Genomic DNA, 22765 nt, shown 5'->3' on the forward strand with positions numbered 1-22765 from the left:
TCACACAGCCTCCTGCCGTTGATCGGTACTGAGTCTGAACACTCAACTCGTCTCCAGAATCGCAGCCTCCACTTCCTCCGGCACCTTCACAAAAATGCTGTACTTGGCCCCTTCCATCGCCTCGAAGGCGATCAGTTTTTCCACCAACGGCCCGTTCAATACCTTGCCGGCATTGAGCAGCAGCATGCCGTTGTCGGCATTCAGGTTGCGCGCCAGGATCATGCCCGCCACCAGATCCCGGGTGCTCAGCACCTTGACCGTCGGGTCAGCCAGCGTCACATCGCTCAGGTAAGCCGCGCAAACCTGAATGAAATCCTCCACCAGTTCCGGGTCATAGAGCCGACCGGCGTACTGGCGGATATACACCAGCGCTTCATCGCTGTTCATCTGCCGCTCGAGGATCAGCCCGCGCTGCAACTCGATGAAATCCACCGCCAGCTTCAGCAACCGTGAACCGAACGGAATCGACTCGCCCTTGAGCCGGTCGGGAAAACCGCTGCCGTCCCAGCGCTCCTGGTGGTGCAGGATCAGCCGCGCGGCATCCTTCATCGGGTCGAGCGTCATCAACAGTGACTCGCTCTGCTTCGGATAACCCCGATAGCGCTCGCGGTCATTGTGATGCAGCAGGTCCGAAGGCGTACTCATCATGCTGTCGGTCCAGCTCAACTTACCCATGTTGTAGAGCGCCGCCGCCATGGTCAGGTCGCGACTGGTGCCTTCGTCCAGACTATGGAGTTTGCAGTACACCCGCACCACTTCGATGATTTGCCGGTTGGTTTGCTTGGCGGGCGGCAGGCGCAGGTTGGCCAGCAACGAAAACACTTCCGTGCCGGTGACATAGCTGCGTTTGAGCTCTTCGTAGGCCAGGTCCAGCATGTCGGCGGTCTGTTGCAGCTCGCTGGTGCGGGCCGCGACGTGTTTTTCCAGGGTGGCGTTGAGCAGTTTCAATTTCTCGTTCTGATCCCACGTCTCCTGCACCAGACGCAACCGCTCACGTTCGGAATACTGATAGGCGAGAGATTGTCGCAACGTCAGCAGCATTTCCTCATCGTGCCAGGGCTTGCTGATGTATCGATGGATCTGCCCTTCATTGATGGCTTTGATAATGGCCGACGGATCGGCATAACCGGTCAACATGATCCGGGTGGTGTTGGGGTAGTGCTGATGGATGTAGGCCAGCAGCGTGGCGCCGTCCATATTGGGCATGCGCGCATCACTCATCACCAGATCGACCGGCCGCTGCGCCATGATTTCCAGGGCCTGGGCACCGCTGGTGGCCAGCAGCACCTCGTAGGGCTGGCTGCGTAACAGTCGGCGCAGGCTGTTGAGAATCGACTCCTCATCGTCCACCAGCAGTAACGTGGGTTTATCAGTCACAGTCGTGGGGAGTTGCTCTTCCATGGCGATACCTCAAGTGAAACCGGCCTCTTTATGTCAGGCCCGGACATACGTCCTCCGACTTTCCCGAGCCTGACCTACAGGCTAGATGATTTTCAGGCCGACCCGGGAAATGATTCGTTTCAGTCAATCAAGCGAATATCTGGCCGGACGACTATGCTCAGATCACTCGGATCCAAGAACGATACCCACTCCGTCCAGCGATCAGGGAAGGGATACCCTCTATGAGCTCATCGCACCAAACTGCTGTCGGTACAGGCGCATGTCAGTGAATACGCTGCTTGCGCGGACTAATCGTCGGATTCTGATCGTCGACGACACGGCGTCGATCCATGAAGACTTCGCCAAGATTCTCAGCCCGTCATCCATCGATGACGACAGCCTGGCCAGCGCCGAAAACGCCCTGTTCGGAACCTCAGTGACGGTATCGTCGCAAGGTTTCGTGATGGACTCCGCATTTCAGGGCCGCGAGGCGCTGGACAAGGTCGAAACCGCACTGGCCAATGATTCGCCCTACGCGATGGCCTTCATCGACATGCGCATGCCGCCGGGCTGGGACGGCCTGGAAACCATCGAACGCCTGTGGCAGGCCGATCCCAAGCTGCAAGTGGCGCTCTGCACCGCGTATTCCGACTATTCCTGGGAAGACATCGACCAGCGCCTGGAGCTGGGCGATCGCCTGCTGATCCTGAAAAAGCCCTTCGATGCCATCGAAATCCGCCAGATGGCCAGCGCATTGACCGCCAAGTGGCAAATGACCGAAGACGCGGCGCTGAAGATGTCCCTGCTGGAGCAAGCGGTCGAGGAGCGTACCCGGGAGCTGTCCGACGCCAACATCATTGTGCAGAACAGTCCTACCATCCTGTATCGGCTGCGGGGTGAACCCTCGTTTCCGTTGATGTACATCTCCCACAACATTACCAAGTACGGCCATATCGCGGCGGCCCTGGTGGCTTCGTCCAACTGGGCTCAGGAACTGATTCATCCTGAAGACCAATCGAAAGTCGACACCGCCATGGCCCGGGTGCTGGACCGCCATGCGGCGGGTGCTTCCATCGAATTCCGGATGCGCACCGGCGACGGTGACTGGCGCTGGGTCGAAAACCGCTATATCCCGGTGCGCGACGATGAGGGCCGCTTGCTGGAAGTCGAAGGCATCATCATCGACATCACCGAACGCAAACTGGCCGAGGAAAAGATCGCCCTGCTGGCCCGCACCGACGGCCTGACCGGGCTGGCCAACCGCGCGACGCTGATCGAACGCCTGCACCAGGCCTTCGCCGCCGCCCGGCGAGGGGCCACCCCGTTTGCCATGTTTTACCTGGACCTGGATCACTTCAAACGCATCAACGATACCCTGGGCCACCCGGTGGGCGACCTGTTGTTGCAGGAAGTCGCCCGACGGATCAAAACCTGCGTGCGGGAAAACGACGTGGTCGCCCGCCTGGGGGGCGACGAGTTCGCGATTCTGCAACTGGACGTCGGCGATCCGACCCAGTCGGCGGCCCTGGCCGCCAAGGTCCGCGATGCACTGGTGCTGCCCTACTCCCTGGCCGGCAATGATGTGCGGGTTTCGGTCAGCATCGGCATCAGCAGTTACACCCAGGTCAGCCTCAGCGCCGAAAGCCTGTTGACCCAGGCCGACATGGCGCTGTATCGCTCCAAGGAAAAGGGCCGCAACCAGTACCACTTCCACTCCGAGGAAATCAATCAGGAAGTGGTCGAGCGCATGACCATCGCCAGCGACTTGAAAACGGCCATCGAACGCGACGAACTTGAACTGCATTACTGGCCGGAAGTGGACTTGAGCAGCGGCAAGATCCTCGGCATGGAAGCGCAGGTCAGCTGGAACCACCCCCAGCGTGGGTTGCTGGAAGCCCAGGCGTTTCTGCCCGCGGCGGAAAAGACCGGCGCCATCGTCGCCCTCGGCCACTGGGTGCTGGAGCGCGCCTGTCGGCAAATGCGCCAATGGCGTGACGAAGGCATGGCGCCACCGGTGGTGGCGATAAAACTGTCCCTGGCACAGCTCAAGAGTGGTCCCGAGCTGATCTACGATGTGTTGCGTACCACCGCGCGTTGGGAACTGTGCCCGTGGGACCTGCGCTTCGACGTCACCGAAGCGACCCTGGCCCAGACCAAATGGACGCACAACGATGTACTGCCGCGCCTGCGAGAGCTGGGGGTGAAGATCGCCATCGACGACTTCGGCACCGAATACTCTTCGTTCGATTACCTCAAGACCTACCAGGTCAATCATCTGAAACTCGCTCAAGCGTTCATCGACACCGCCGCCCACGACGCGGCCAGCGCCACCACCTTGCGGGCCATTATCAATTTCGCCCGTGAGGTCGGGATCGGCATCATCGCCGAAGGCGTCGAAACCCAGGAGCAACGCACTTCGCTGATGGCCACCGGCTCACCGATGAACGCCCAGGGCTATTACTTCAGCAAAGCGGTCAGCAGCCAGCAGGCCGCCGAACTGCTGAAGGCCGGGAGCATCGTGCACGCAAACCACAATCCCGGAGCATTACCGGACGATTCGCGGCGAGCGACGGAGGACAAGGGATGAAAACTCCGTTTATCCAGGCCAACCGACGCATCCTGATCATCGATGACACGCCCTCGATCCATGAGGACTTTCGCAAGATTCTCGGCGCAGATACCGACGATGAACAAACCATCGCCGGCACCGAGGCCGCGCTGTTCGGCACCCAGCAGTCGACCCGGCTGGTCTTCCAGCTCGACTCCGCCTATCAAGGCCAGGAAGCGCTCAAACTGGTCAAGCGTGCCCAGGCAGAAGGTCGTCCTTACGCCATGGCGTTCACCGACATGCGCATGCCCCCGGGTTGGGACGGGCTGGAAACCATCGAACGGCTCTGGAAAGTGGATCCGCACCTGCAAATCGCGCTGTGCACGGCTTTCTCGGATTACACCTGGGAAGCCATGGCCGAACGGCTGGAGTTCGGCGATCAGTTGCTGGTATTGAAAAAACCCTTCGACAGTCTGGAAATCCGCCAGATGGCCAGCGCCCTGACCTGGAAGTGGCAGATGGCGCAGGACGCGGCGATGAAAGTGCTGAGCCTGGAGCAAACCATCGAAGCCCGGGTCCACGAACTGCTCAAGGTGTCTCATCTGTTGCAGTACGACGTATTGACCGAGCTGCCCAACAGCACCTTGTTGGGTGACCGGCTGAACCAGTCCCTTGCCCTGTCCAGACGCCATGACAAACAACTGGCCGTGATGTTTCTGGGACTCGATCGCTTCAAGCGCATCAACAATGCGTTGGGTCACCCCACCGGTGACGAGATGCTCAAACGTGTCGGGCAAAGCGTGGTGGCCTGCGTGCGCAAGTCCGACTCGGTGTTTCGCTACGGTTCCGATGAGTTCGTGGTGATCCTGGCTGACATCCACCACCCCCAGCAGACCAAGGGTATTGCCGAAAAACTCCTGAACGCCATACGGACGCCTCAACACATAGCGGGCCACGACCTGAGCGTGACGGCCAGCCTGGGCATCAGCATCTATCCCGATGACGGTTTCGATGCCATCGCACTGATCAAGAAAGCCGAAACCGCGATGCGCAACGTCAAGGAAAGCGGCCCCAACGATTTCAGCTTTTTCATCGATGAGATGAACCAGCGCGCCCGGGAACAGCAAACCATCGAGTCGGGTATTCGCCTGGCGCTGGAACGGGACGAGTTTGTCCTGCACTATCAGCCCAAACTCGACCTGGGCAGCGGCAAGGTGGTCGGTGCCGAGGCATTGATCCGCTGGCAAAAACCGGGGCACGGCTGGATCTACCCGACAGACTTCATCGCAGTGGCCGAAGACAGCGGCTTGATCGTGCCGTTGAGCAAATGGGTGCTGGCCCAGGCCTGTCGGCAAGCCTGCGACTGGCAGGCCAATGGCCTGCCGAAGCTCTGTATGTCGGTGAACGTCTCGGCCATCGATTTCCGCCAGCGGGATTTTGTCGACGGCATCGAACAGATACTCCAGAACACAGGCATGGACCCGGCCTTGCTCGAGCTGGAAATCACCGAAGGCGTATTGATGCAGAACGTCGATGCCACGATGGTCGCGCTGAGTCGGCTCAAGGCATTGGGGGTACAGCTGGCCATCGATGACTTCGGCACCGGCTATTCCAGCCTGAGTTACTTGCAACGGTTTCCCATCGATGTACTGAAAATCGACCAGTCGTTCATTCGGGGCCTGGGCTGTGACAGCAATGACGCGGCCCTGGTCGGCGCCATCATCAGTCTGGGCAAGAGCCTCAATCTGAGGGTCATTGCCGAAGGGGTGGAAACCCTCGAACAACTGAACTTTCTCAAGGCCCTGCATTGCGAGGAAGGCCAGGGTTACTACTTCAGCAAAGCCGTGGAGCCGGATGCCTTCGTGCAATATCTGAGATCGGTACAACCGGCCTCCTCCACAGCCAAATGAACGACGTGCAACGACACCCAGGGCTCTGCGCCAAGGAATCATAAGATGTCGCGCTCCTTCTACTACCTGCTTCTTGCTCCCCTGTTCAGTTGTTGTCTGATAGCCAGCGGCGCACCGCTGGACGAACCGCTCAGCCCCTTGCCCAAGGTGCCTGAGCAAAACCCCTTGCAAGTCGAACTCGGCCGCCGGCTGTTCAACGAACCACGGCTGTCGGTCAACAACAGCCTGTCTTGCGCCAGTTGTCATCGTCTGGAAATCGGCGGCGCCGACGACAAGGCGTTGTCCACCGGTTTCAAAGGCGAGCCCTTGACGATCAATACCCCGAGCGTGTTCAACGCGAGTCTGAATTTCCGGCAATTCTGGAATGGCCGCGCCGACTCTCTGGAAACGCAAGCCCACGAAGTGGTGCAGAGCCCCAGTGAAATGGGCAGTCATTGGGAACATGTAGTCCAGATGCTGTCCGCCGATCCGGATTACAAAAGCGCTTTCGCCAAGGCCTACCCGGACGGCGTCACCATGAACAATGTGCAAAACGCCCTGGCCACCTACGAGCGCACGCTGATCAGTGCCAATTCGCGTTTCGACCAATACCTGTCGGGCAATACCGAGATTCTCACGCTCGACGAAAAATACGGTTACCAACGCTTCAAGGACTACGGCTGCATCGCCTGCCATCAGGGGGTGAACATCGGCGGCAACATGTTCCAGAAATTCGGGGTCATGGGCGATTACTTTCAGGCCCGAGGCAACCCCACCGAAGCCGATCTGGGCCGCTACCTGGTCACCAAGGCCGAAGAGGACCGCAACGTGTTCAAGGTGCCGAGCCTGCGCAATGTCGCCGTGACCGCGCCGTACTTTCACGACGGCTCGGCTAAAACCCTCGAAGAAGCGGTCGATGTGATGTTCAAGTTCCAGCTCGGTCGCGTGCCCTCCGACAAGGACAAGGACCTGATCATCAAATTCCTCAAGACCCTGACCGGTGAGTGGGGAGGAAAACCATTATGAAAACGTACCACCGCCGCAACCTGGCGCTGCTCGGTGCCGTGGCCGTGCTGCTGGCCTCGACGCTGTTGTTTCTGTACCTCAAATCCAACTCGAACGAGACGTCGACCTACACCGAATCCCGGGACTTGATCAGCCAGATCAAACAACTGAACGCGCAATGGGAAACCGAGATTCTCAAGTCCAGGATCGCCATCAGTCACAACTACGATCCGCTGGTCGCACCGCTGAGCGAGATGACACGCCTGTGGGAGCTGTTCGAGACCATGGAGTCCAATCACGGCCGCAACGACCCCATCTGGCATGCCAGCCATGATGCATACCACGCCGCCATCCAGGAAAAAACCCGGCTGGTGGAACAGTTCAAATCCCACAATGCGGTGCTGCGCAACTCACTGGCGTTCCTGCCCACGGCCGAAGACGACATCCAGCAACCGCTCGCCCAATTGCCAGATGAAAACAAGCTGCAACTGCAGAACATCGCCACCGACACTTACGACTTGCTGCTCAGCAGCCTGGAATTCGCCCAGGTCACCTCCGACGATAAAGCGGCGGATATTCTGCTGGGGATGAACAAACTGGGGGTTAACAAGCAACGATTGCCGGAGCAGTTTCACAGCCCGATCGATATTTTGAGTAACCACGTCAGCCTGATCCTGCGTGAGCAACCGGTGGTCAATCGGTTATTGGAAAACATCGAAGCCATTCCGGTGGCCGAACGACTGGACGACATTACCGGCCTGCTGAACAAGGACCAGCAGCAAACCGATGCCATCGACCGGCGCTACCACTTCTACATGCTGGTGTTTTCGACGCTGCTGGTACTGGTGCTGGTGTACCTGGCGATTCGCCTGATGCGCAGCTTCGGGGAGATCCAGCGGGTCAACAAGGCACTGCAAACCGCCAACGAAGTCCTCGAACAACGGGTGGAAGAGCGCACTCGCCAACTCAAGGATACCCAGAGCGAATTGCTCGACACCGCACGCCAGGCCGGCATGGCCGAAATCGCCACCAACGTGCTGCACAACGTCGGCAACGTGCTCAACAGCGTGAACATCTCGGCCGACCTGGTCACCCGTCGGCTGCGCAGCAGCAAAGCCCAGGGGCTGGGCAAGGCGATGCAGCTGATCAACGAACATCAAAGCGACCTGGGCACCTTTCTGACCCAGAACGAAAAAGGCAAGCTGCTGCCCGGTTATCTGAATCAGCTGGTAGAAGCCATTGCCCTTGAACAGCAAGGCATGAGCGACGAACTCGCACAACTGAGCAAAAGCGTCGACCACATCAAAGACATCGTCGCCACCCAGCAGTCCTACGCGGGGGCCAACAACCTGGTGGAGCCGCTGTACATCAACGAATTGCTCGAGGACGCCCTGCGCATGAACGCCGGTGCCTTGACCCGGCATCACGTCACGGTGGTCAAGGAGTACGGCGACGTACCGCAAGTGATGGGCGACAAGCACCGCTTGTTGCTGATCCTGATCAATCTGATCAGCAACGCCAAATACGCCATGTCCGACCTCAGTAACCGAGCCCGACAGATCACCCTCGGGGTAAAAGTCGTCGAGGACACGATCCTGCAAATCAGCGTCAAGGATGACGGCGAAGGCATTGCGCCGGAAAACATGACACGGATCTTTGCCCACGGCTTCACCACCCGCAAGGAAGGCCACGGCTTCGGCCTGCACAGCTGCGCGCTGGCCGCGATCGAAATGAACGGCCATCTCACCGCCCACAGTGACGGGCCGGGCAAGGGCGCCCTGTTCACCCTGCAGATCCCGTTGAACCCCGTCATGGAGAAAGCATGAGCGATCTATCGAACCGCCGCATTCTGCTGATCGACGACACGCCGTCCATCCACGATGACTTTCGCAAGATCCTTACCCCGACATCGGCCAAACATGCCGAACTGGACGAAATGGAGGCCGCGCTGTTCGGCAGCGAAGTGAAATCGACCCAACTGCTGTTCGAACTGGATTCGGCCTATGGCGGTCAGGAGGGCCTGGGCAAACTCGTCCAGGCCTTACAGGAAAACCGCCCCTACGCCCTGGCCTTCGTCGACATGCGCATGCCCGAGGGCTGGGACGGTGCGCAGACCATCGAACACCTGTGGCAGGAAGACCCGAACCTGCAAGTGGTGGTGTGTACCGCCTATTCCGACTATTCGTGGGATGAACTGCTGGAGCGCCTGCACGCCCACGACCGCCTGCTGATTCTGAAAAAGCCGTTCGACAATATCGAAGTCCAGCAGATGGCCAACACCCTGCTCACCAAATGGGAAATGACCGAACGGGCGTCTATTCAGATGAGCCATCTGGAGCATCTGGTGGACCAGCGCACGACCCAGTTCAAGCAGGCCAGCGAAGCATTGCAGCGGGAAATCGACGAGCGCAAACAACTGGAAAGCCAACTGGTGCAGTCGGAAAAACTCGCCTCGCTGGGGCAACTGGCGGCGGGCGTCGCCCATGAAATCAATAACCCCATCGGTTTCATTTCCTCCAACCTCGGCACCCTCGATGGCTATTTCAAGCAACTGCAGGCCATGCTCGATGCCTATCGGGAGGCAGAGGACGTCATTACCTCAAACGAAGTCCTCGAACGACTCGGCCAGCTACGTGAAAAGGTCGAGCTGGAATTTCTGCGCGAAGACATTCCGCTGTTGATCAAGGAATCCAAGGAAGGCATCGGCCGGGTCGGTCAGATCGTCAAGGACCTGAAGGACTTCTCCCGCGTCGATTCCAATCAGGAATGGCAGTGGGCCAACCTGCAACAGGGCATCGAATCGACCCTGAACATCGTCGCCAATGAACTCAAGTACAAGGCCGATGTGGTGAAGGAGTTTCAAGACCTGCCCGATATCGAATGCCTGCCATCACAGATCAATCAGGTGATCATGAACCTGATTGTCAACGCATCGCAGGCCATGGGACCGGAACGAGGCACCATCACCCTGCGCACCGGAATTGAAGGTGAAACGGTGTCGATCGAAGTCGCGGACACCGGATCGGGCATCGAACCGGAATGTCTGCAGAAAATATTCGACCCGTTCTACACCACCAAACCGGTGGGCCAGGGGACGGGGCTCGGGTTGTCCCTGTCCTATGGCATCGTGAAAAAACACCAGGGCGATATTTCGGTGCGTAGCGAAGTCGGAGTGGGCAGCACCTTTCGGGTCGAGTTGCCGGTGCGCCAGACTAAAACAGCGGCTTGAACACCTGTGTTTGATCGTTCCCACTCTGCGTGGGAATGATCGGTCAAAGGCGCACAATTGACCAAAAATCCCAGTCCGAGCTGTTTTCGTCATTTCTCCAGGCGCAGAATGCCTGACCGCCAGTGGAGCATTTTTTGTGGGAGCGGGCTTGCTCGCGAATGCGGTGTGCCAGCCAGCATCAATGTTGAATGTAAAACCGTCTTCGCGAGCAAGCCCGCTCCCACAGGAGATATCTGTATCCCGGCATTCCACTGTGCTGAAAACAACCGAGTCCGAACCCAAGGAAACCGTATGAGCCTGTCACTCCTGAGCCGCTACGCCTTCTTTGCCGTGTGTGTGATATTCACCCTCGCCAGCCTGCCCTTTCTGGAATACGACTGGCTCTGGCCGATCACGGCCGTCACCGGTGTCCTCAGTATGGTGGGCCTGTTCGACCTGCTGCAAAGCCCTCATGCGGTGCGCCGCAACTACCCGATCCTGGGCAATATCCGTTATCTGGTGGAGGGCATTCGCCCGGAAATCCGCCAGTACCTGCTCGAATCCGACAGCGACGCCCTGCCCTTCTCCCGGGCCCAGCGTTCGCTGGTGTATTCGCGGGCCAAGAACGAGAGCGCCGACAAACCCTTCGGCACGTTGATCGATGTATATCAGTCGGGTTTCGAATTCATCGGCCACTCCATGCGCCCGGCGCCGTTGAGCGACCCGAGCGGTTTCCGGGTAACGGTCGGCGGCCCGCAGTGCACCCAGCCGTACTCGGCGTCGGTGTTCAACATCTCGGCCATGAGCTTCGGCTCCCTCAGCGCCAACGCCATTCGCGCGTTGAATCAGGGCGCCAAGCTCGGCAACTTCGCCCATGACACCGGCGAAGGCAGCATCAGCCCCTATCACCGGGAAAACGGCGGCGACCTGACCTGGGAACTGGGCAGCGGCTACTTCGGCTGCCGCACCGCCGATGGCCGCTTCGACCCGGAACGCTTCGCCGCCCAGGCACAGAACCCGCAAGTGCGGATGATCGAAATCAAAATGAGCCAAGGCGCCAAACCCGGCCACGGGGGGATTCTGCCCAAGCACAAAGTCACCCAGGAAATCGCCGAAACCCGTGGCATCCCGATGGGCGAAGACTGCATTTCGCCGTCGCGCCACAGCGCGTTTTCCACGCCGATCGAACTGATGCACTTCATCGCGCAACTGCGTGAACTGTCCGGCGGCAAACCGGTGGGCTTCAAGTTTTGCCTGGGCCACCCGTGGGAATTCATGGGCATCGCCAAGGCCATGCTGGAAACCGGCATCCTCCCGGACTTCATCGTGGTCGACGGCAAGGAAGGCGGCACCGGCGCCGCGCCCGTGGAATTCACCGACCACATCGGCGTACCGATGCGTGAAGGCCTGTTGTTCGTGCACAACACCCTGGTGGGCCTGAACCTGCGGGACAAGATCAAACTCGGCGCCAGCGGCAAAATCGTCAGCGCCTTCGACATCGCCAGTGTCCTGGCCATCGGCGCCGACTGGGCCAACTCGGCGCGCGGCTTCATGTTCGCCATCGGCTGCATCCAGTCACAAAGCTGCCACACCAACAAATGCCCCACCGGCGTCGCCACCCAGGACACCCTGCGCCAGCGCGCATTGGTCGTTCCGGACAAGGCCCAGCGCGTGTACAACTTCCATCGCAATACGCTCAAAGCCTTGGCCGAAATGCTTGCCGCCGCAGGCCTGGAACATCCTTCACAGTTGTCGGCCAAACATCTGGTGCGGCGCATGTCGGCGACCGAGATCAAGCTGTTCTCGCAGTTGCATGTGTTCCTCAAGCCAGGCGAGTTGCTGACCGGTGAGGTGAATGGCGAGTTTTACTCGCGGATGTGGCAGATGGCGCGGGCGGACAGTTTTGAGCCTAACGAAACGGCTGCCGCATAGGGTGTTTTTGCGCGCCGACCTCAACGGTTGGCGCTCCCTCCAGAATGAACAAACGAGCCTCACTGTCTCCCTCTTTCAGCGTCAGCACCTGTTTCCAGTGTTCGGGAAACAAGGCGTCATGTTCAGGGCGCACATAACCCGTTACCCACCAGACCCTCTTGGCGTTCAGTTTCAGGGTCGAAAAGTCATTGAAGAGAATCCAGAGCAGATGATGGGGAATGAGTGCCCAACCACCGTATTCGGCGGTTCCCCACAGGGTGCCGATCGGTGACTTGACGACGTATAGCCTTGGTTGAATGCCGGTGGCGTTGTAGTAGGTGAACGGCAAGTACCAATACAGGTTATCCACAATGATCTCGTCACCCGGACGCACCTCCCGACCAAGACCTGCGACCACGGCGTCCAGTTTCGCGTCTCTGCGAATGCTGGTGCCGTTCATCTCATCCGTTTGTGCATAAACCTCCGCCAGCCCATGGGCTTCTACCCACACAACAAAAACCATGGCGATAGCCCCAAGGGCGGCATGGCGTTGGCTCAATGCCTCCAGCGCGAGCGCAACGATAAGGGGCAACGCTGCCGCAGCGAACACCAGGTACCGGGCATTGAAAACCGGAACGATCAGCGACACCAGAAACACGGTCAGCACCGGGACAAAGAAATAACCCACCAGCAAGACGCTGAAAGGGCGTGCCTTGAATAGCACCGCCGTAGCGCAAACAACGATCAGCACCGTGGGCAATACGCGCCATAAGGATGAATAACTGGTCGAATCCCCCATCACCACCAGTTGCCAAACGAAGGTCAGCACCGTCGGCCAGGTCAGCGGCGGTATCCATTCGAGCCCGTCCATTCGCAACAATTGACTGATGAGAGGCGGTGCCCACGGCAGGTACAACACGACGATTGTACTGTTGGCCAGTATCCACGCACGTGCGGATACCGTGCCCTGAACCTTGCGCACCCGCCACCAAAAAAGCCAATGCACCAACACGCACAATGCGGCGAAGTAGTGCGTGTAGAAAGCCGCCGTCATCAGCAGCACGTAAAGGATCGGAAAACGCTTTTGATCCATTGCCCTGAGCCAGCAAACCAGCGCCACGGTCGCGCCCATGAGCCAGAAGCCGAGCAAGGTGTACATTCGCACCTCCTGGCTGTAGCGCACCGATATCGGCAGCCATGCCAACAACAATGCCGCTGTCCACGTCGCCCTTCGCGTCGTCACCAGGCTCATCAATTTAATGCACAGCACCAGGGTGCCGACATCGGCCAGTGCACTGAGGGATCGCGCAGACAACACGCCATGACCGAACAGCAACATCCAGTAATGCAGCAACACATAGTAAAGCGGCGGATGAACATCCCGAGCCGTTGTGGCCCAGATGTACGCAGGCGAGCCCTCGGCCAGCAGTATGCTGTAAGCCTCGTCGTACCAGATGACCGGCACGGTGATGGCGTGAAACCTTGCGAACAATGCGATCACCAGCACCACCAGCAGAACCGCTCCGTCGGCAAGACCGGATGGAAAACGTTTGAAACGGATCCCAGGGGCGCTCATCGGCTTCACCACTGCAGCGTGGCAATCGGCGCCGGCTCTTTCATCACGATGAAACCGTAATCCCCCAACAGATAGAGGCTGTAGAACTGGTTCTCCACCAGTGGTGGATAACCCTGATAACCCACCATCGTCGCGTTGCGTCGCTCCCTCTCCGCGACCACATTGGTGATGCCCGCCTTCGGCAGGTTTTCCGCCAGCATGTAGAAGTTGATGTTCAGCAGATAATGCAAAACCGGCATCCGCTTGAACGAGCCTGCGGCCGCCACCAGCCAGTGATCGGAATAACTCACCGACATGTAAATGCGCTTGGCCTCACGCAGTTGTCGATGGGCCGCAATGTCATGCCCCAGGGAAAACAGCGCGCTGGACGCAAAGGTGTTCTGCACCGTCAGTACGCGGCCGTAAGCGTAGGACAACGAAAGCATCGCCAACAGCGGAACCACCAACAGCAGCGCCAGCCGTTCATGGATGGGCGCCAGCGCCAGATGGCTCAAATAGAACAACAGCACCAACAACACCGCAAACCCCATCAAGGTTCTGGCGCCCTCATTGAAGTCGCGAAAAAACAGCGCAGCCCCCGACACCAGCAAGATCACGACCGGCACGGTCAGCACGCACACCAGGCCCATCACGACTTTCCTCAGCCCTGTGTCCTGGCGTTCCATCACGTTCCGGGCCAGCCGCACGCTGCCAGCGATGGCACACAACAACAGCACGGCGAACACCCAGGTGAATCCACCGTGAAACAGCAGCACGACTTTTTCCAGCACGCGGCCAATGTTGATCTCAAGTTGCAGCCAAGGCGCCGCCGCCCAGTTCAGGAACAAAACGCGGGTCTGATCCATGTATGGATAAGCGGTGACACTGTAGATCAACCCGCCGAGCGCCACCTGGGCGAGTTTCCAACCAATCAACTCGCACCACTGCCGCCAGGCCCACTTGTCGTTCGCGGCCCTGAGCAGTTCCAGGCAACACAGGCCCAGAAACACATTAAGGCTCACCTGATAGAGCCCCAGCCCCAAGGCAATCAGGAAGGCCGGCACCAGCCATTGCAGGATGCGCGAAGGATGACGAAACGTGATCGCGTAGATCACCGCCACCAGGCTCAAGGCGTTGGCCGGCCCGTCGTATTGATACGACAGGTTCTGCAGAAAGAACGGGTTGTACCAGAGTGGCAACACCACCAGGCAGCAGGATAGCGTCGGCCGGGGATAGTAATGGAACGTCAGGCTGGTCAACGCAAACGCCATGGCCAGGGTGGCGATCAACAGCGGCAACGGAAAGATGTTCGGCGCGGCATCACTGAAGGTCAGAACGTTATAGAACAGTTCGGTGAACAACCGCCCCTGGCTCGCCCAGGCCGTGCCGGCGGACAGCGAACGCCAGTTGTCATCGATGTAGGGATAGTCCGCCAGGATCAGCGGAATGACATAAATCAGGGTCGCGAACTGAAAAAACAGCCAGACCCGACGACGGCCGATTTCGCTGCTGAAAAAATCGCTCAGTCTGCCCATGCTAAAGCCCGACCCGGTCTTTGCCGCCGATGATGTCTTTGATCACATACCGGGGCCGGTGCTTGGCTTCGATGTAAATGCGCCCGATATACTCACCCAGGATGCCGATGCCGATCAGTTGCACACCGCCCAGAAACAATATGGCTGTCATCAAAGAAGGGTAACCGGGGACACTGTTGCCGAAGAAAATCTTGTCCAGCACCATGTACACCGCGTACAGCACCGCGAAGATCGAGATAGCGCCGCCGATGTAAGTCCATAACCGCAATGGCACGGTGCTGAATGAGGTAATGCCTTCCAGCGCCAGGTTCCACAGTTTCCAGCCATTGAACTTGCTGCGGCCCGCCACTCGCCGGGCCCGCTCGTACTCCACCACCACGGTGGTGAAACCGGCCCACGACAGAACGCCTTTCATGAACAACTGATGCTCGGGGAGTGCGCGAATCACATTGACCACCTTGCGGTCCATGAGCCGGAAATCCCCGACGTTTTCTTCGATGCGGGTGTAGGAAATCCTGTTCAGCAGGTGGTAGAACATCGCCGCGCTGTGGCGTTTCAGATAACTGTCGCTGGCACGATCCCGGCGTTTGGCGAGCACCACGTCGGCGCCCTTCTGCCACTCGGCAATCAACCTCGGGATGACGCTGATCGGGTCCTGCAGGTCCACGTCCATGGGGATCACCGCATCGCCGGTGGCGTATTCCAGCCCGGCAAACAACGCCGGTTCCTTGCCGAAGTTGCGCGAGAAATTGATCAGCAATACCTGTTCATCGGCCCGGGCCAATGCCTTTGCCTGCTCAGCCGTCTGGTCGGTACTGCCATCATTGATGAACACGATCTCCACGTCACACAGGTCGAGTCTCAATTCACGGCGCACCGCCTGATAGAACAGACTGATCGCCTGCTCTTCGTTGAATACCGGGACAATCAGCGAAACCTTCACGTTTCACACTCCTGAGAACCGAAGTGTAGATGCTCGCCAGATGCCATCAGGCGGCGTTCCGGTGTGCGAACCGTCCGGCAGACCGACGGCCACGCCGTTCGATCCGTTCGCGATAAGCAGCTGAGACATTCGGTAATATCCAGCCTTTTGCAATTGCCTGTGAATCACGGCACCCTGCGCGCCGCCGGTATGCGGCGCGCCATCTTTTACTGCGCCCACACCTTATTTCCCCCCGTTCAAGAGCCCGCCGTCATGACGTTTGAACGCGATCACCGAATCGATTTTTTTCGCGGCCTGGCCCTGATCTTCATTTTCTGGGACCACGTACCGCAGAATCCACTCGCGCAGTTCACGGTGCGCAACTTCGGCTTCAGCGACGCGGCGGAGATTTTCGTGTTCCTGGCCGGTTATGCGGCCGTGCTGGCTTACGGCAAGATCGCCCGGCGCGACGGGCTCATGGTGGCCACGGTGAAAATCCTGCGACGCGCCTGGGTGCTGTATGTGGTGCATATCTTTTTGCTGGCGCTGCTGATGGGCATTGTGTTTTTCGCCAACAGCCACGTGGAAACCCGCGATCTGGTGCAGGAAATGGGCTTACAGTATTTCCTCAGCAATCCGCAGCAAGCGTTGATGGACGAGTTGCTGCTGCGCTTCAAGCCGAACCTGATGGACCCGTTGCCGCTGTACATTCTGTTGCTGCTCGGCCTGCCGCTGGTACTGCCGATGCTGCTGCGCAAGGCTGAATACGTGGTAGGGCTGTCGGTGGTGTCGTACCTGCTGGCGCCATGGCTGCAGTGGAACCTGGCGGGCATCGACGGCGGCGTGTGGTTTTTCAATCCGATGGCCTGGCAGCTGCTGTTTATTCTCGGGGGCGCGGCGGCGATTCACCGGCAAAGGCCTCGGGCGCCGCAACCTCGACCGCTGACTCGGCAGCCGGTTTTCATCGCGGCTCTGAGCTATCTGGCAATGACCGGGATGATCGCGCTGTCGTGGAAATGGCCGACCGTGCATGACGCGGTCATGCCCCAATGGCTCGGCGAATGGCTCTATCCGATCAGCAAGACCCACCTCTCGCCGGCGCGTCTGCTGCACTTCCTCGCCCTCGCCTACGTCACCGCCAAGTTGTTGCCGGACACCGGCTGGACGCAACACTGGCTGGCGCGACAAAGCTGTCGCATGGGCCGATATTCTCTGGAGGTGTTTTGTTTTGGTGTGTTGCTGGCGCCGTTGGCGGACATGCTCAATGCCTTGGGTGGGAACGTATTGGCGATGCAGCTATTCAGCGCAATGTTGGGGGTCGGGTTGATGGCGTTGCTGGGGGCCTGGCTGGATTTCAATAAGCGGTTGAACAGGCCGATACCCATGACAGCCGTTTAAATGCAACAGCCCCGATCATTCAGACCGGGGCTGTTGTATGGCTGGCGTTACAGATTCAAGACGCCGAACGCACCGCGCCTTGCGACACATTGGTCGGTTGCAGCTTGAACACGTAGAACAACACCGTCAGCAGCACCAGGAACGCCGGGCCCACATACAGCGCTACGCGGGTGTCCGGGAAGTACGCCATCAGGCCGACCACCAGCACCAGGAAGGCCAGCGCCAGGTAGGAACTGACCGGGTACAGCCACATACGGTATTTCAGGCCGGCACGTTCGCTGGCGCTCAGGCCTTTGCGGAACTTGAGCTGGGCCAGCAGGATCATCACCCAGGTCCAGATCGCGCCGAAGGTGGCAATCGCGGTAACCCAGACGAAGACTTTCTCCGGCACCAGGTAGTTGAGCAGTACGCCCAGCAGCAACGCACCAATCGACAGCAGCAACGCGCGACGGGGCACGCCGTTGTTCGATGTCTTGGCGAAACCGGCCGGGGCCTGGCCATTCTGCGCCAGGCTGTAGAGCATGCGCCCGGTACTGAAGATCCCGCCGTTGCAGGACGACAGCGCGGCGGTGATCACCACGAAGTTGATGATGCCGGCGGCGGTCTTGATGCCCAGACGCTCGAAGGTCATCACGAACGGGCTGCCCTGGGTGCCGATTTCGTTCCATGGATAAATCGACAGGATCACGAACAAGGCGCCGACGTAGAACAGCAGAATCCGCCAGAACACCGAGCCGATCGCGTTGGGAATGGTTTTCTGCGGGTTCTTCGCTTCACCGGCGGTCAGGCCGATCATTTCGACGCCGAGGTAGGCGAACATCACCATTTGCAGGGACATCAACACGCCTTGCACGCCGTTGGGCATGAAGCCGCCGTGGGCCCACAGGTTGGAAATCCCCAGGGCCACGCCATCGTTGCCGAAGCCGAAAGCAATGATGCCAACACCGCCGAGCACCATCGCGATGATGGTGACGATCTTGATCAGGGCGAACCAGAACTCGAACTCACCGAAGGCTTTTACCGCGATCAGGTTGATCGAGCCCATGCTGACCAACGCGGCGAGTGCCCAGATCCAGCGCGGCACGTCAGGGAACCAGACGCCCATGTACACCGCCACCGCGGTGATTTCCGCGACGCAGGTCACCAGCCACAGGAACCAGTAGTTCCAGCCGGTCAGAAAGCCCGCCAGAGGGCCGAGGTAATCCTGGGCATAACGGCTGAACGAGCCGGCGACCGGGTTGTGCACGGCCATTTCGCCGAGGGCGCGCATGATCACCAGGATCGCCAGACCGCCGATGATGTAGGACAGCATGATGGCCGGGCCGGCCATTTCGATGGCCTTGGCCGAACCCAGGAACAGGCCGACGCCGATACAGGCACCGAGCGCCATCAAGCGAATGTGCCGTTCGCCGAGCTCGCGTTTGAGCGGGCCGCCCTGAGCGGTCTCGCCGTGGGGCAGGTGATTGCCGACTGGCATAGGTACAACCTCGTCTTGTTATTGGATATGACCACCGAGTGTCGAAGCACCGACCGATAAGCCAGTACCTGGTGAAACCGGGCCTGCCTTGTGGACAGGCACGTCTTGTAGGACAAAACCTGCAAGATCAGCGGGGCGTGCAGTATAAAAAGCTAACGACAGGTGTTTTCACTATATAAAACACAATATTCAGCGAGAACTCACGGGTAATTCCCGCTATACGGAGTGGCATTACCTGGCTTATGCAGGAATATCCGCCATCGAAACGTTGCCGAGTATTGCACAACAATGGTGCATCGTCATGTCCCTACCTAGGCAGCATTTACCTCTTCGATGCGTCTAACTCAAACCTTTCAGACGCCCCCCTTGTGGTGAGGGAACTGTTGTGGGCAGGGGGCTTACTGTGGCGAGGGGGCTTGCCCCCGTTCGGCTGCGCAGCAGTCGTGAATCCTGTACATGCGGTGTGTCTGAAAAATGGTTTTTGGGACTGCTGCGCAGTCCAACGGGAGCAAGCCCCCTCGCCACAGGCAAGCTCCCTCGCCACAACAGCCCTTCTCCATAGGTAATCGTGCGCATCTGATATTTGGTTGTTCACAATTTTTTCACCAACGCCAACCACCGTCTAAGCTTCAAACAAGTCCGATCAATCTGCGTGAATGGATCAGTCGACTATGGGCGCTTTGTGGCAAACCGATTCGAGTGAAACTGTGGTTCCGACTGAACGTGTGGATGAAGCGCCTTTACCTGAAAAACCCCGTCGCTCCCGGCACGGCTGGGGGGCGTTCTGGTTGCTGCTGCTGATTATCCTGATTGTCCTGGGCCTGGCCGCGGCCAAGGAAATGCGCACCTCCAAGTTTCAAGCCCGGGAGATCAGCAAATATGCGGCTTCGCTGAAGTACGAGCTGCAACCCGGCCCCAGCGACGCGATTCGCTACCCCGGCGAAGGCCCGTTCGATCAGCGTCTGGGTTACAGCGCCCTGGATGAATTTCTGCCGCGCCTGCTCAAGCGCGATTACATCGTAGCGGCACAAACCCGCTTTTCCCCGGCGCTGTTGAAGTACAGCGACAAGGGCTTTTTCATTCCCTATGCCGAGAAAATCCAGGCCGGGCTGTCGATCACCGATTGCCGCGCGGCCCCGCTGTACCAGTTCAAGTACCCGCAACAGCTTTATTCAAGCTTCGACGCAATCCCTCCGGTAGTCGTCAACAGCTTGCTGTTCATCGAAAACCGCTTTCTGCTCGATCCGCACCAGCCCCTGGCCAACCCCGCCGTGGACTGGCCACGGTTCGGCATGGCGGCGTGGTCCCAGGTGGCCAAGCTGTTGCGCCTGCCCGGCCAGTCGGCGGGCGGCAGTACTCTGGCGACGCAGCTTGAGAAGTATCGACACTCGCCCGACGGCTTGACCGTGTCGGGCGCGGAAAAAATCCGCCAAATGATTTCCGCCAGCGTGCGGGCCTATCAGACGGGACCGGAAACCCTTCAGGCACGGCAAAATGTGATTCGCGATTACCTCAACAGTGTTCCGCTGTCCGCGGTACCGGGCCACGGTGAAGTGCATGGCATGGCCGAAGGTTTGCGTGTGTGGTACGGCACCGACTTCAACAAGGCCAACGAACGGTTGGCCAGCACCGATACCGATCAGAAAAGCCTGGCGGAAAAAGGCCTGGCCCTGCGTGAAGTATTGTCACTGATGATTGCCCAGCGCCGCCCTTCCCATTACTTGACCAAGGGCCGTGATGAATTGGCCAGTCTGACCGACAGCCATATTCGCCTGCTGTCACAGAATGGGGTGATCGATGCGCCCCTCGCGGCGGCGGCACTGGCCAGTAAAGTGACCTACCGCGACTGGCAGACACAGCCCACCATTCAGCCGATCGAAACCAATAAAGGCATCAGCGTGGCGCGCAGTCGTCTGGGCGGGTTGCTCAATCGTCCGCTGTATGACCTCGACCGCCTCGATCTGTCCGCCACCAGCACTCTGCAAGGCGAGCTGCAAACCCAGGCCACCGCATACCTCAAACATCTGGCCGACCCGGCTTATGCGGCGGAAATCGGCCTGATCGGCGAACGCCTGCTCACCCCCACCAGCACCACCCAGGTGCGCTACAGCTTCACCCTGTTCGAACTGACCCCCGACGGCTCGCGGGTACGGGTGCAGACCGACAGCACCGACCAGCCGTTCGACATCAATGAAGGCAGCAAGCTGGAACTGGGCTCCACCGCCAAAATGCGGGTGCTCACCACTTACCTGCAGATCATCTCCGAGTTGCACGATCGCTACGCAGCCATGACCGTTGCCGAACTGAAGAAAACCGAAGTCGCCGAACAGGATCGCCTGAGCAGCTGGGCCGTCGATTACATGATTCAGAACACCGACCGCAGCTTGCCAAAAATGCTCGGCGCCGCACTGGATCGCAAATATTCCGCCAGCCCCGGCGAGGCGTTTTTCACCGGTGGCGGGCTGCACACATTCGTTAACTTCCGCAAGGAAGACAACGGCCGCATGCCGACCCTGCGCGATGCCATTCGTGAGTCGATCAACCTGCCATTCATCCGGCTGATGCGCGACCTGGTGCGCTACAGCACCTACGCGGGCCCCAACAGCAGCGCCGAATTGCTCAAGGACGACCGCGACCCGCGGCGTCAGGAATACCTGGCCCAGTTCGCCGACCGCGAAGGCACCGCATTCCTGTTGCGGTTCTGGAAGAAGTACCAGAACAAAGACACCCAGACACGCCTCGAAACCTTCCTCGACAGCATGCACCCGACACCGATCCGCATGGCTGCCGTGCATCGATATCTATTCCCGCAGGGCGACCAGGAGAGCTTCAACACCTTCGTGCGCTCGCACCTCAAAGGCGCCAAGCTCACGGAAAAACTCACCGACGAACGCCTCGAACGCCTGTACCTGAGTTACGGCCCGGGCAGCTATGACCTGCCGGATCAAGGCTTCATCGCCAAGGTTCACCCGCTGGATCTGTGGTTGATCGGCTACTTGCTGAACAACCCCGACGCCAAGTTCAGCCAGATCGTCAAAGCCAGCGAATTCGAACGCCAGGAAGTTTACAGCTGGCTGTTCAAAAGCAAACACAAGGGCGCACGTGACAGCCGCATCCGCACGATGCTGGAGATCGAGGCGTTCCTCGACATTCATCAACGCTGGCAGAAAGTAGGCTATCCGTTCGACCACCTGGTGCCCTCGCTGGCCACCGCCATCGGTAGCTCAGGCGACCGCCCCGCCGCGCTGGCGGAGCTGATCGGCACCATCCTCAACGACGGTGTACGCCTGCCGACGCTGCGTATCGACAGCCTGCACTTCGCGGCCGGTACGCCCTATGAAACCCAGCTGATCAACAATCCGGTCGTCGGCAAACGCGTGATGCCTTCCGAGGTGGCAACCGCCATGCGCGAGGCCTTGTCGCAAGTGGTGGATGCCGGCACGGCCAAACGCGTGGCAGGCAGTTTCAAACTGGCCAACGGCACCCCGTTGGCCATGGGCGGCAAAACCGGGACCGGCGACAACCGCATCGAAGCCATCGGTCCGGGTGGGCGGATTCTGAGCTCGAAATCGATCAACCGCACCGCAACGTTCGTGTTCTACATCGGCGATAGCCATTTCGGCACCTTGACCGCCTACGTGCCGGGGCGCACGGCCGAAGCCTTCAAATTTACCTCGGCGTTGCCCGTGCAAGTGCTCAAGGGCATGGCGCCCATCCTGATGCCGTATCTGCAACCGGGGAGTCGCACCGGATGTTTACCCGTGGAGCTCTCCCGCCGCTGACCGGGTGGTAAATAGTTATTTTCGGCATGCAAAATTCCAATGCTTTCGGCACTCTCCGCAGGTGTTCCGCGCAGTAATTCAGACTTTTACTTTGAGCGATGAACGATAGGCTGTTGCCTTCCATAACTGCTCAAGGCTGATAAAAACAATGTCAG

The 22765-nt window shown here is 59.2% G+C and carries 13 protein-coding genes; 8 read left to right on the plus strand and 5 right to left on the minus strand.

The window, feature by feature from the left end; translation table 11 throughout:
* Positions 1-42: 42 nt before the first annotated feature.
* Entirely contained in the window at positions 43-1401 is a 1359-nt protein-coding gene (locus PSH64_RS24325) for an HD domain-containing phosphohydrolase (RefSeq protein ID WP_305478926.1), read from the minus strand.
* A gap of 259 nt (positions 1402-1660) precedes the next feature.
* On the opposite strand from PSH64_RS24325, the gene PSH64_RS24330 reads away from it, so the two are divergent.
* The 6 genes from PSH64_RS24330 (at position 1661) to PSH64_RS24355 (ending at position 11962) form a co-directional block, all read left to right on the plus strand.
* Positions 1661-3967 carry an EAL domain-containing protein gene (locus tag PSH64_RS24330; RefSeq protein WP_105345020.1) on the plus strand — a complete coding sequence of 769 codons (2307 nt, stop codon included), beginning with the start codon at positions 1661-1663 and terminating at the stop codon, positions 3965-3967.
* Positions 3964-5838 carry a bifunctional diguanylate cyclase/phosphodiesterase gene (locus tag PSH64_RS24335; protein ID WP_105345018.1) on the plus strand — a complete coding sequence of 625 codons (1875 nt, stop codon included), beginning with the start codon at positions 3964-3966 and terminating at the stop codon, positions 5836-5838. Before PSH64_RS24330 ends, PSH64_RS24335 begins: the two co-directional genes overlap by 4 nt.
* A gap of 45 nt (positions 5839-5883) precedes the next feature.
* Positions 5884-6843, plus strand: coding sequence for a cytochrome-c peroxidase (locus PSH64_RS24340; protein ID WP_305478928.1), 960 nt, complete (start codon positions 5884-5886; stop codon positions 6841-6843).
* Complete coding sequence (locus PSH64_RS24345; protein ID WP_305478929.1) at positions 6840-8648, plus strand: DAHL domain-containing protein; 1809 nt, start codon at positions 6840-6842, stop codon at positions 8646-8648. The genes PSH64_RS24340 and PSH64_RS24345 overlap by 4 nt, the downstream gene beginning before the upstream one ends.
* Positions 8645-10051, plus strand: a complete 1407-nt coding sequence (locus PSH64_RS24350) for an ATP-binding protein (RefSeq protein ID WP_105345010.1) — start codon at positions 8645-8647, stop codon at positions 10049-10051. Before PSH64_RS24345 ends, PSH64_RS24350 begins: the two co-directional genes overlap by 4 nt.
* A gap of 291 nt (positions 10052-10342) precedes the next feature.
* Positions 10343-11962 carry an FMN-binding glutamate synthase family protein gene (locus PSH64_RS24355; protein ID WP_105345007.1) on the plus strand — a complete coding sequence of 540 codons (1620 nt, stop codon included), beginning with the start codon at positions 10343-10345 and terminating at the stop codon, positions 11960-11962.
* On the opposite strand, the gene PSH64_RS24360 is transcribed toward PSH64_RS24355, so the two are convergent.
* From PSH64_RS24360 to PSH64_RS24370, 3 genes are read right to left on the minus strand one after another with little or no spacing between them, the layout of a single operon-like run.
* Positions 11940-13517, minus strand: a complete 1578-nt coding sequence (locus tag PSH64_RS24360) for a glycosyltransferase family 39 protein (protein ID WP_305478930.1) — start codon at positions 13515-13517, stop codon at positions 11940-11942. The genes PSH64_RS24355 and PSH64_RS24360 overlap by 23 nt on opposite strands.
* Before the next feature lie 5 nt (positions 13518-13522).
* Positions 13523-15031 carry a glucosyltransferase domain-containing protein gene (locus PSH64_RS24365; RefSeq protein WP_305478931.1) on the minus strand — a complete coding sequence of 503 codons (1509 nt, stop codon included), beginning with the start codon at positions 15029-15031 and terminating at the stop codon, positions 13523-13525.
* Position 15032: 1 nt separating this feature from the next.
* Positions 15033-15974, minus strand: coding sequence for a glycosyltransferase family 2 protein (locus tag PSH64_RS24370; protein WP_105345003.1), 942 nt, complete (start codon positions 15972-15974; stop codon positions 15033-15035).
* A gap of 252 nt (positions 15975-16226) precedes the next feature.
* Between PSH64_RS24370 and PSH64_RS24375 the strand changes: the two genes are divergently transcribed.
* Positions 16227-17351: an OpgC family protein gene (locus PSH64_RS24375; RefSeq protein ID WP_305478932.1), complete on the plus strand. Its 1125-nt coding sequence runs from the start codon at positions 16227-16229 to the stop codon at positions 17349-17351.
* Between the two features lie 55 nt (positions 17352-17406).
* On the opposite strand, the gene PSH64_RS24380 is transcribed toward PSH64_RS24375, so the two are convergent.
* Positions 17407-18828 (minus strand): amino acid permease, encoded by a 1422-nt coding sequence (locus PSH64_RS24380; RefSeq protein WP_305478933.1) that lies wholly within the window; start codon positions 18826-18828, stop codon positions 17407-17409.
* A 671-nt stretch (positions 18829-19499) separates the two neighbouring features.
* Between PSH64_RS24380 and PSH64_RS24385 the strand changes: the two genes are divergently transcribed.
* Positions 19500-22610: a transglycosylase domain-containing protein gene (locus PSH64_RS24385; protein ID WP_305478934.1), complete on the plus strand. Its 3111-nt coding sequence runs from the start codon at positions 19500-19502 to the stop codon at positions 22608-22610.
* The last annotated feature ends 155 nt before the right edge of the window (positions 22611-22765 follow it).

This window comes from Pseudomonas sp. FP1742, assembly GCF_030687145.1.
Lineage (GTDB): Bacteria > Pseudomonadota > Gammaproteobacteria > Pseudomonadales > Pseudomonadaceae > Aquipseudomonas > Aquipseudomonas frederiksbergensis_D.

Bases quoted from the DNA above. Each gene is read 5' to 3' on its own strand.
- PSH64_RS24375 (WP_305478932.1), top strand. From the start codon at position 16,227: ATGACGTTTGAACGCGATCACCGAATCGATTTTTTTCGCGGCCTGGCC.
- PSH64_RS24385 (WP_305478934.1), top strand. From the start codon at position 19,500: ATGGGCGCTTTGTGGCAAACCGATTCGAGTGAAACTGTGGTTCCGACT.
- PSH64_RS24335 (WP_105345018.1), top strand. From the start codon at position 3,964: ATGAAAACTCCGTTTATCCAGGCCAACCGACGCATCCTGATCATCGAT.
- PSH64_RS24360 (WP_305478930.1), bottom strand. From the start codon at position 13,517: ATGAGCGCCCCTGGGATCCGTTTCAAACGTTTTCCATCCGGTCTTGCC.
- PSH64_RS24350 (WP_105345010.1), top strand. From the start codon at position 8,645: ATGAGCGATCTATCGAACCGCCGCATTCTGCTGATCGACGACACGCCG.
- PSH64_RS24345 (WP_305478929.1), top strand. From the start codon at position 6,840: ATGAAAACGTACCACCGCCGCAACCTGGCGCTGCTCGGTGCCGTGGCC.
- PSH64_RS24325 (WP_305478926.1), bottom strand. From the start codon at position 1,401: ATGGAAGAGCAACTCCCCACGACTGTGACTGATAAACCCACGTTACTG.
- PSH64_RS24365 (WP_305478931.1), bottom strand. From the start codon at position 15,031: ATGGGCAGACTGAGCGATTTTTTCAGCAGCGAAATCGGCCGTCGTCGG.
- PSH64_RS24330 (WP_105345020.1), top strand. From the start codon at position 1,661: ATGTCAGTGAATACGCTGCTTGCGCGGACTAATCGTCGGATTCTGATC.
- PSH64_RS24340 (WP_305478928.1), top strand. From the start codon at position 5,884: ATGTCGCGCTCCTTCTACTACCTGCTTCTTGCTCCCCTGTTCAGTTGT.
- PSH64_RS24355 (WP_105345007.1), top strand. From the start codon at position 10,343: ATGAGCCTGTCACTCCTGAGCCGCTACGCCTTCTTTGCCGTGTGTGTG.
- PSH64_RS24380 (WP_305478933.1), bottom strand. From the start codon at position 18,828: ATGCCAGTCGGCAATCACCTGCCCCACGGCGAGACCGCTCAGGGCGGC.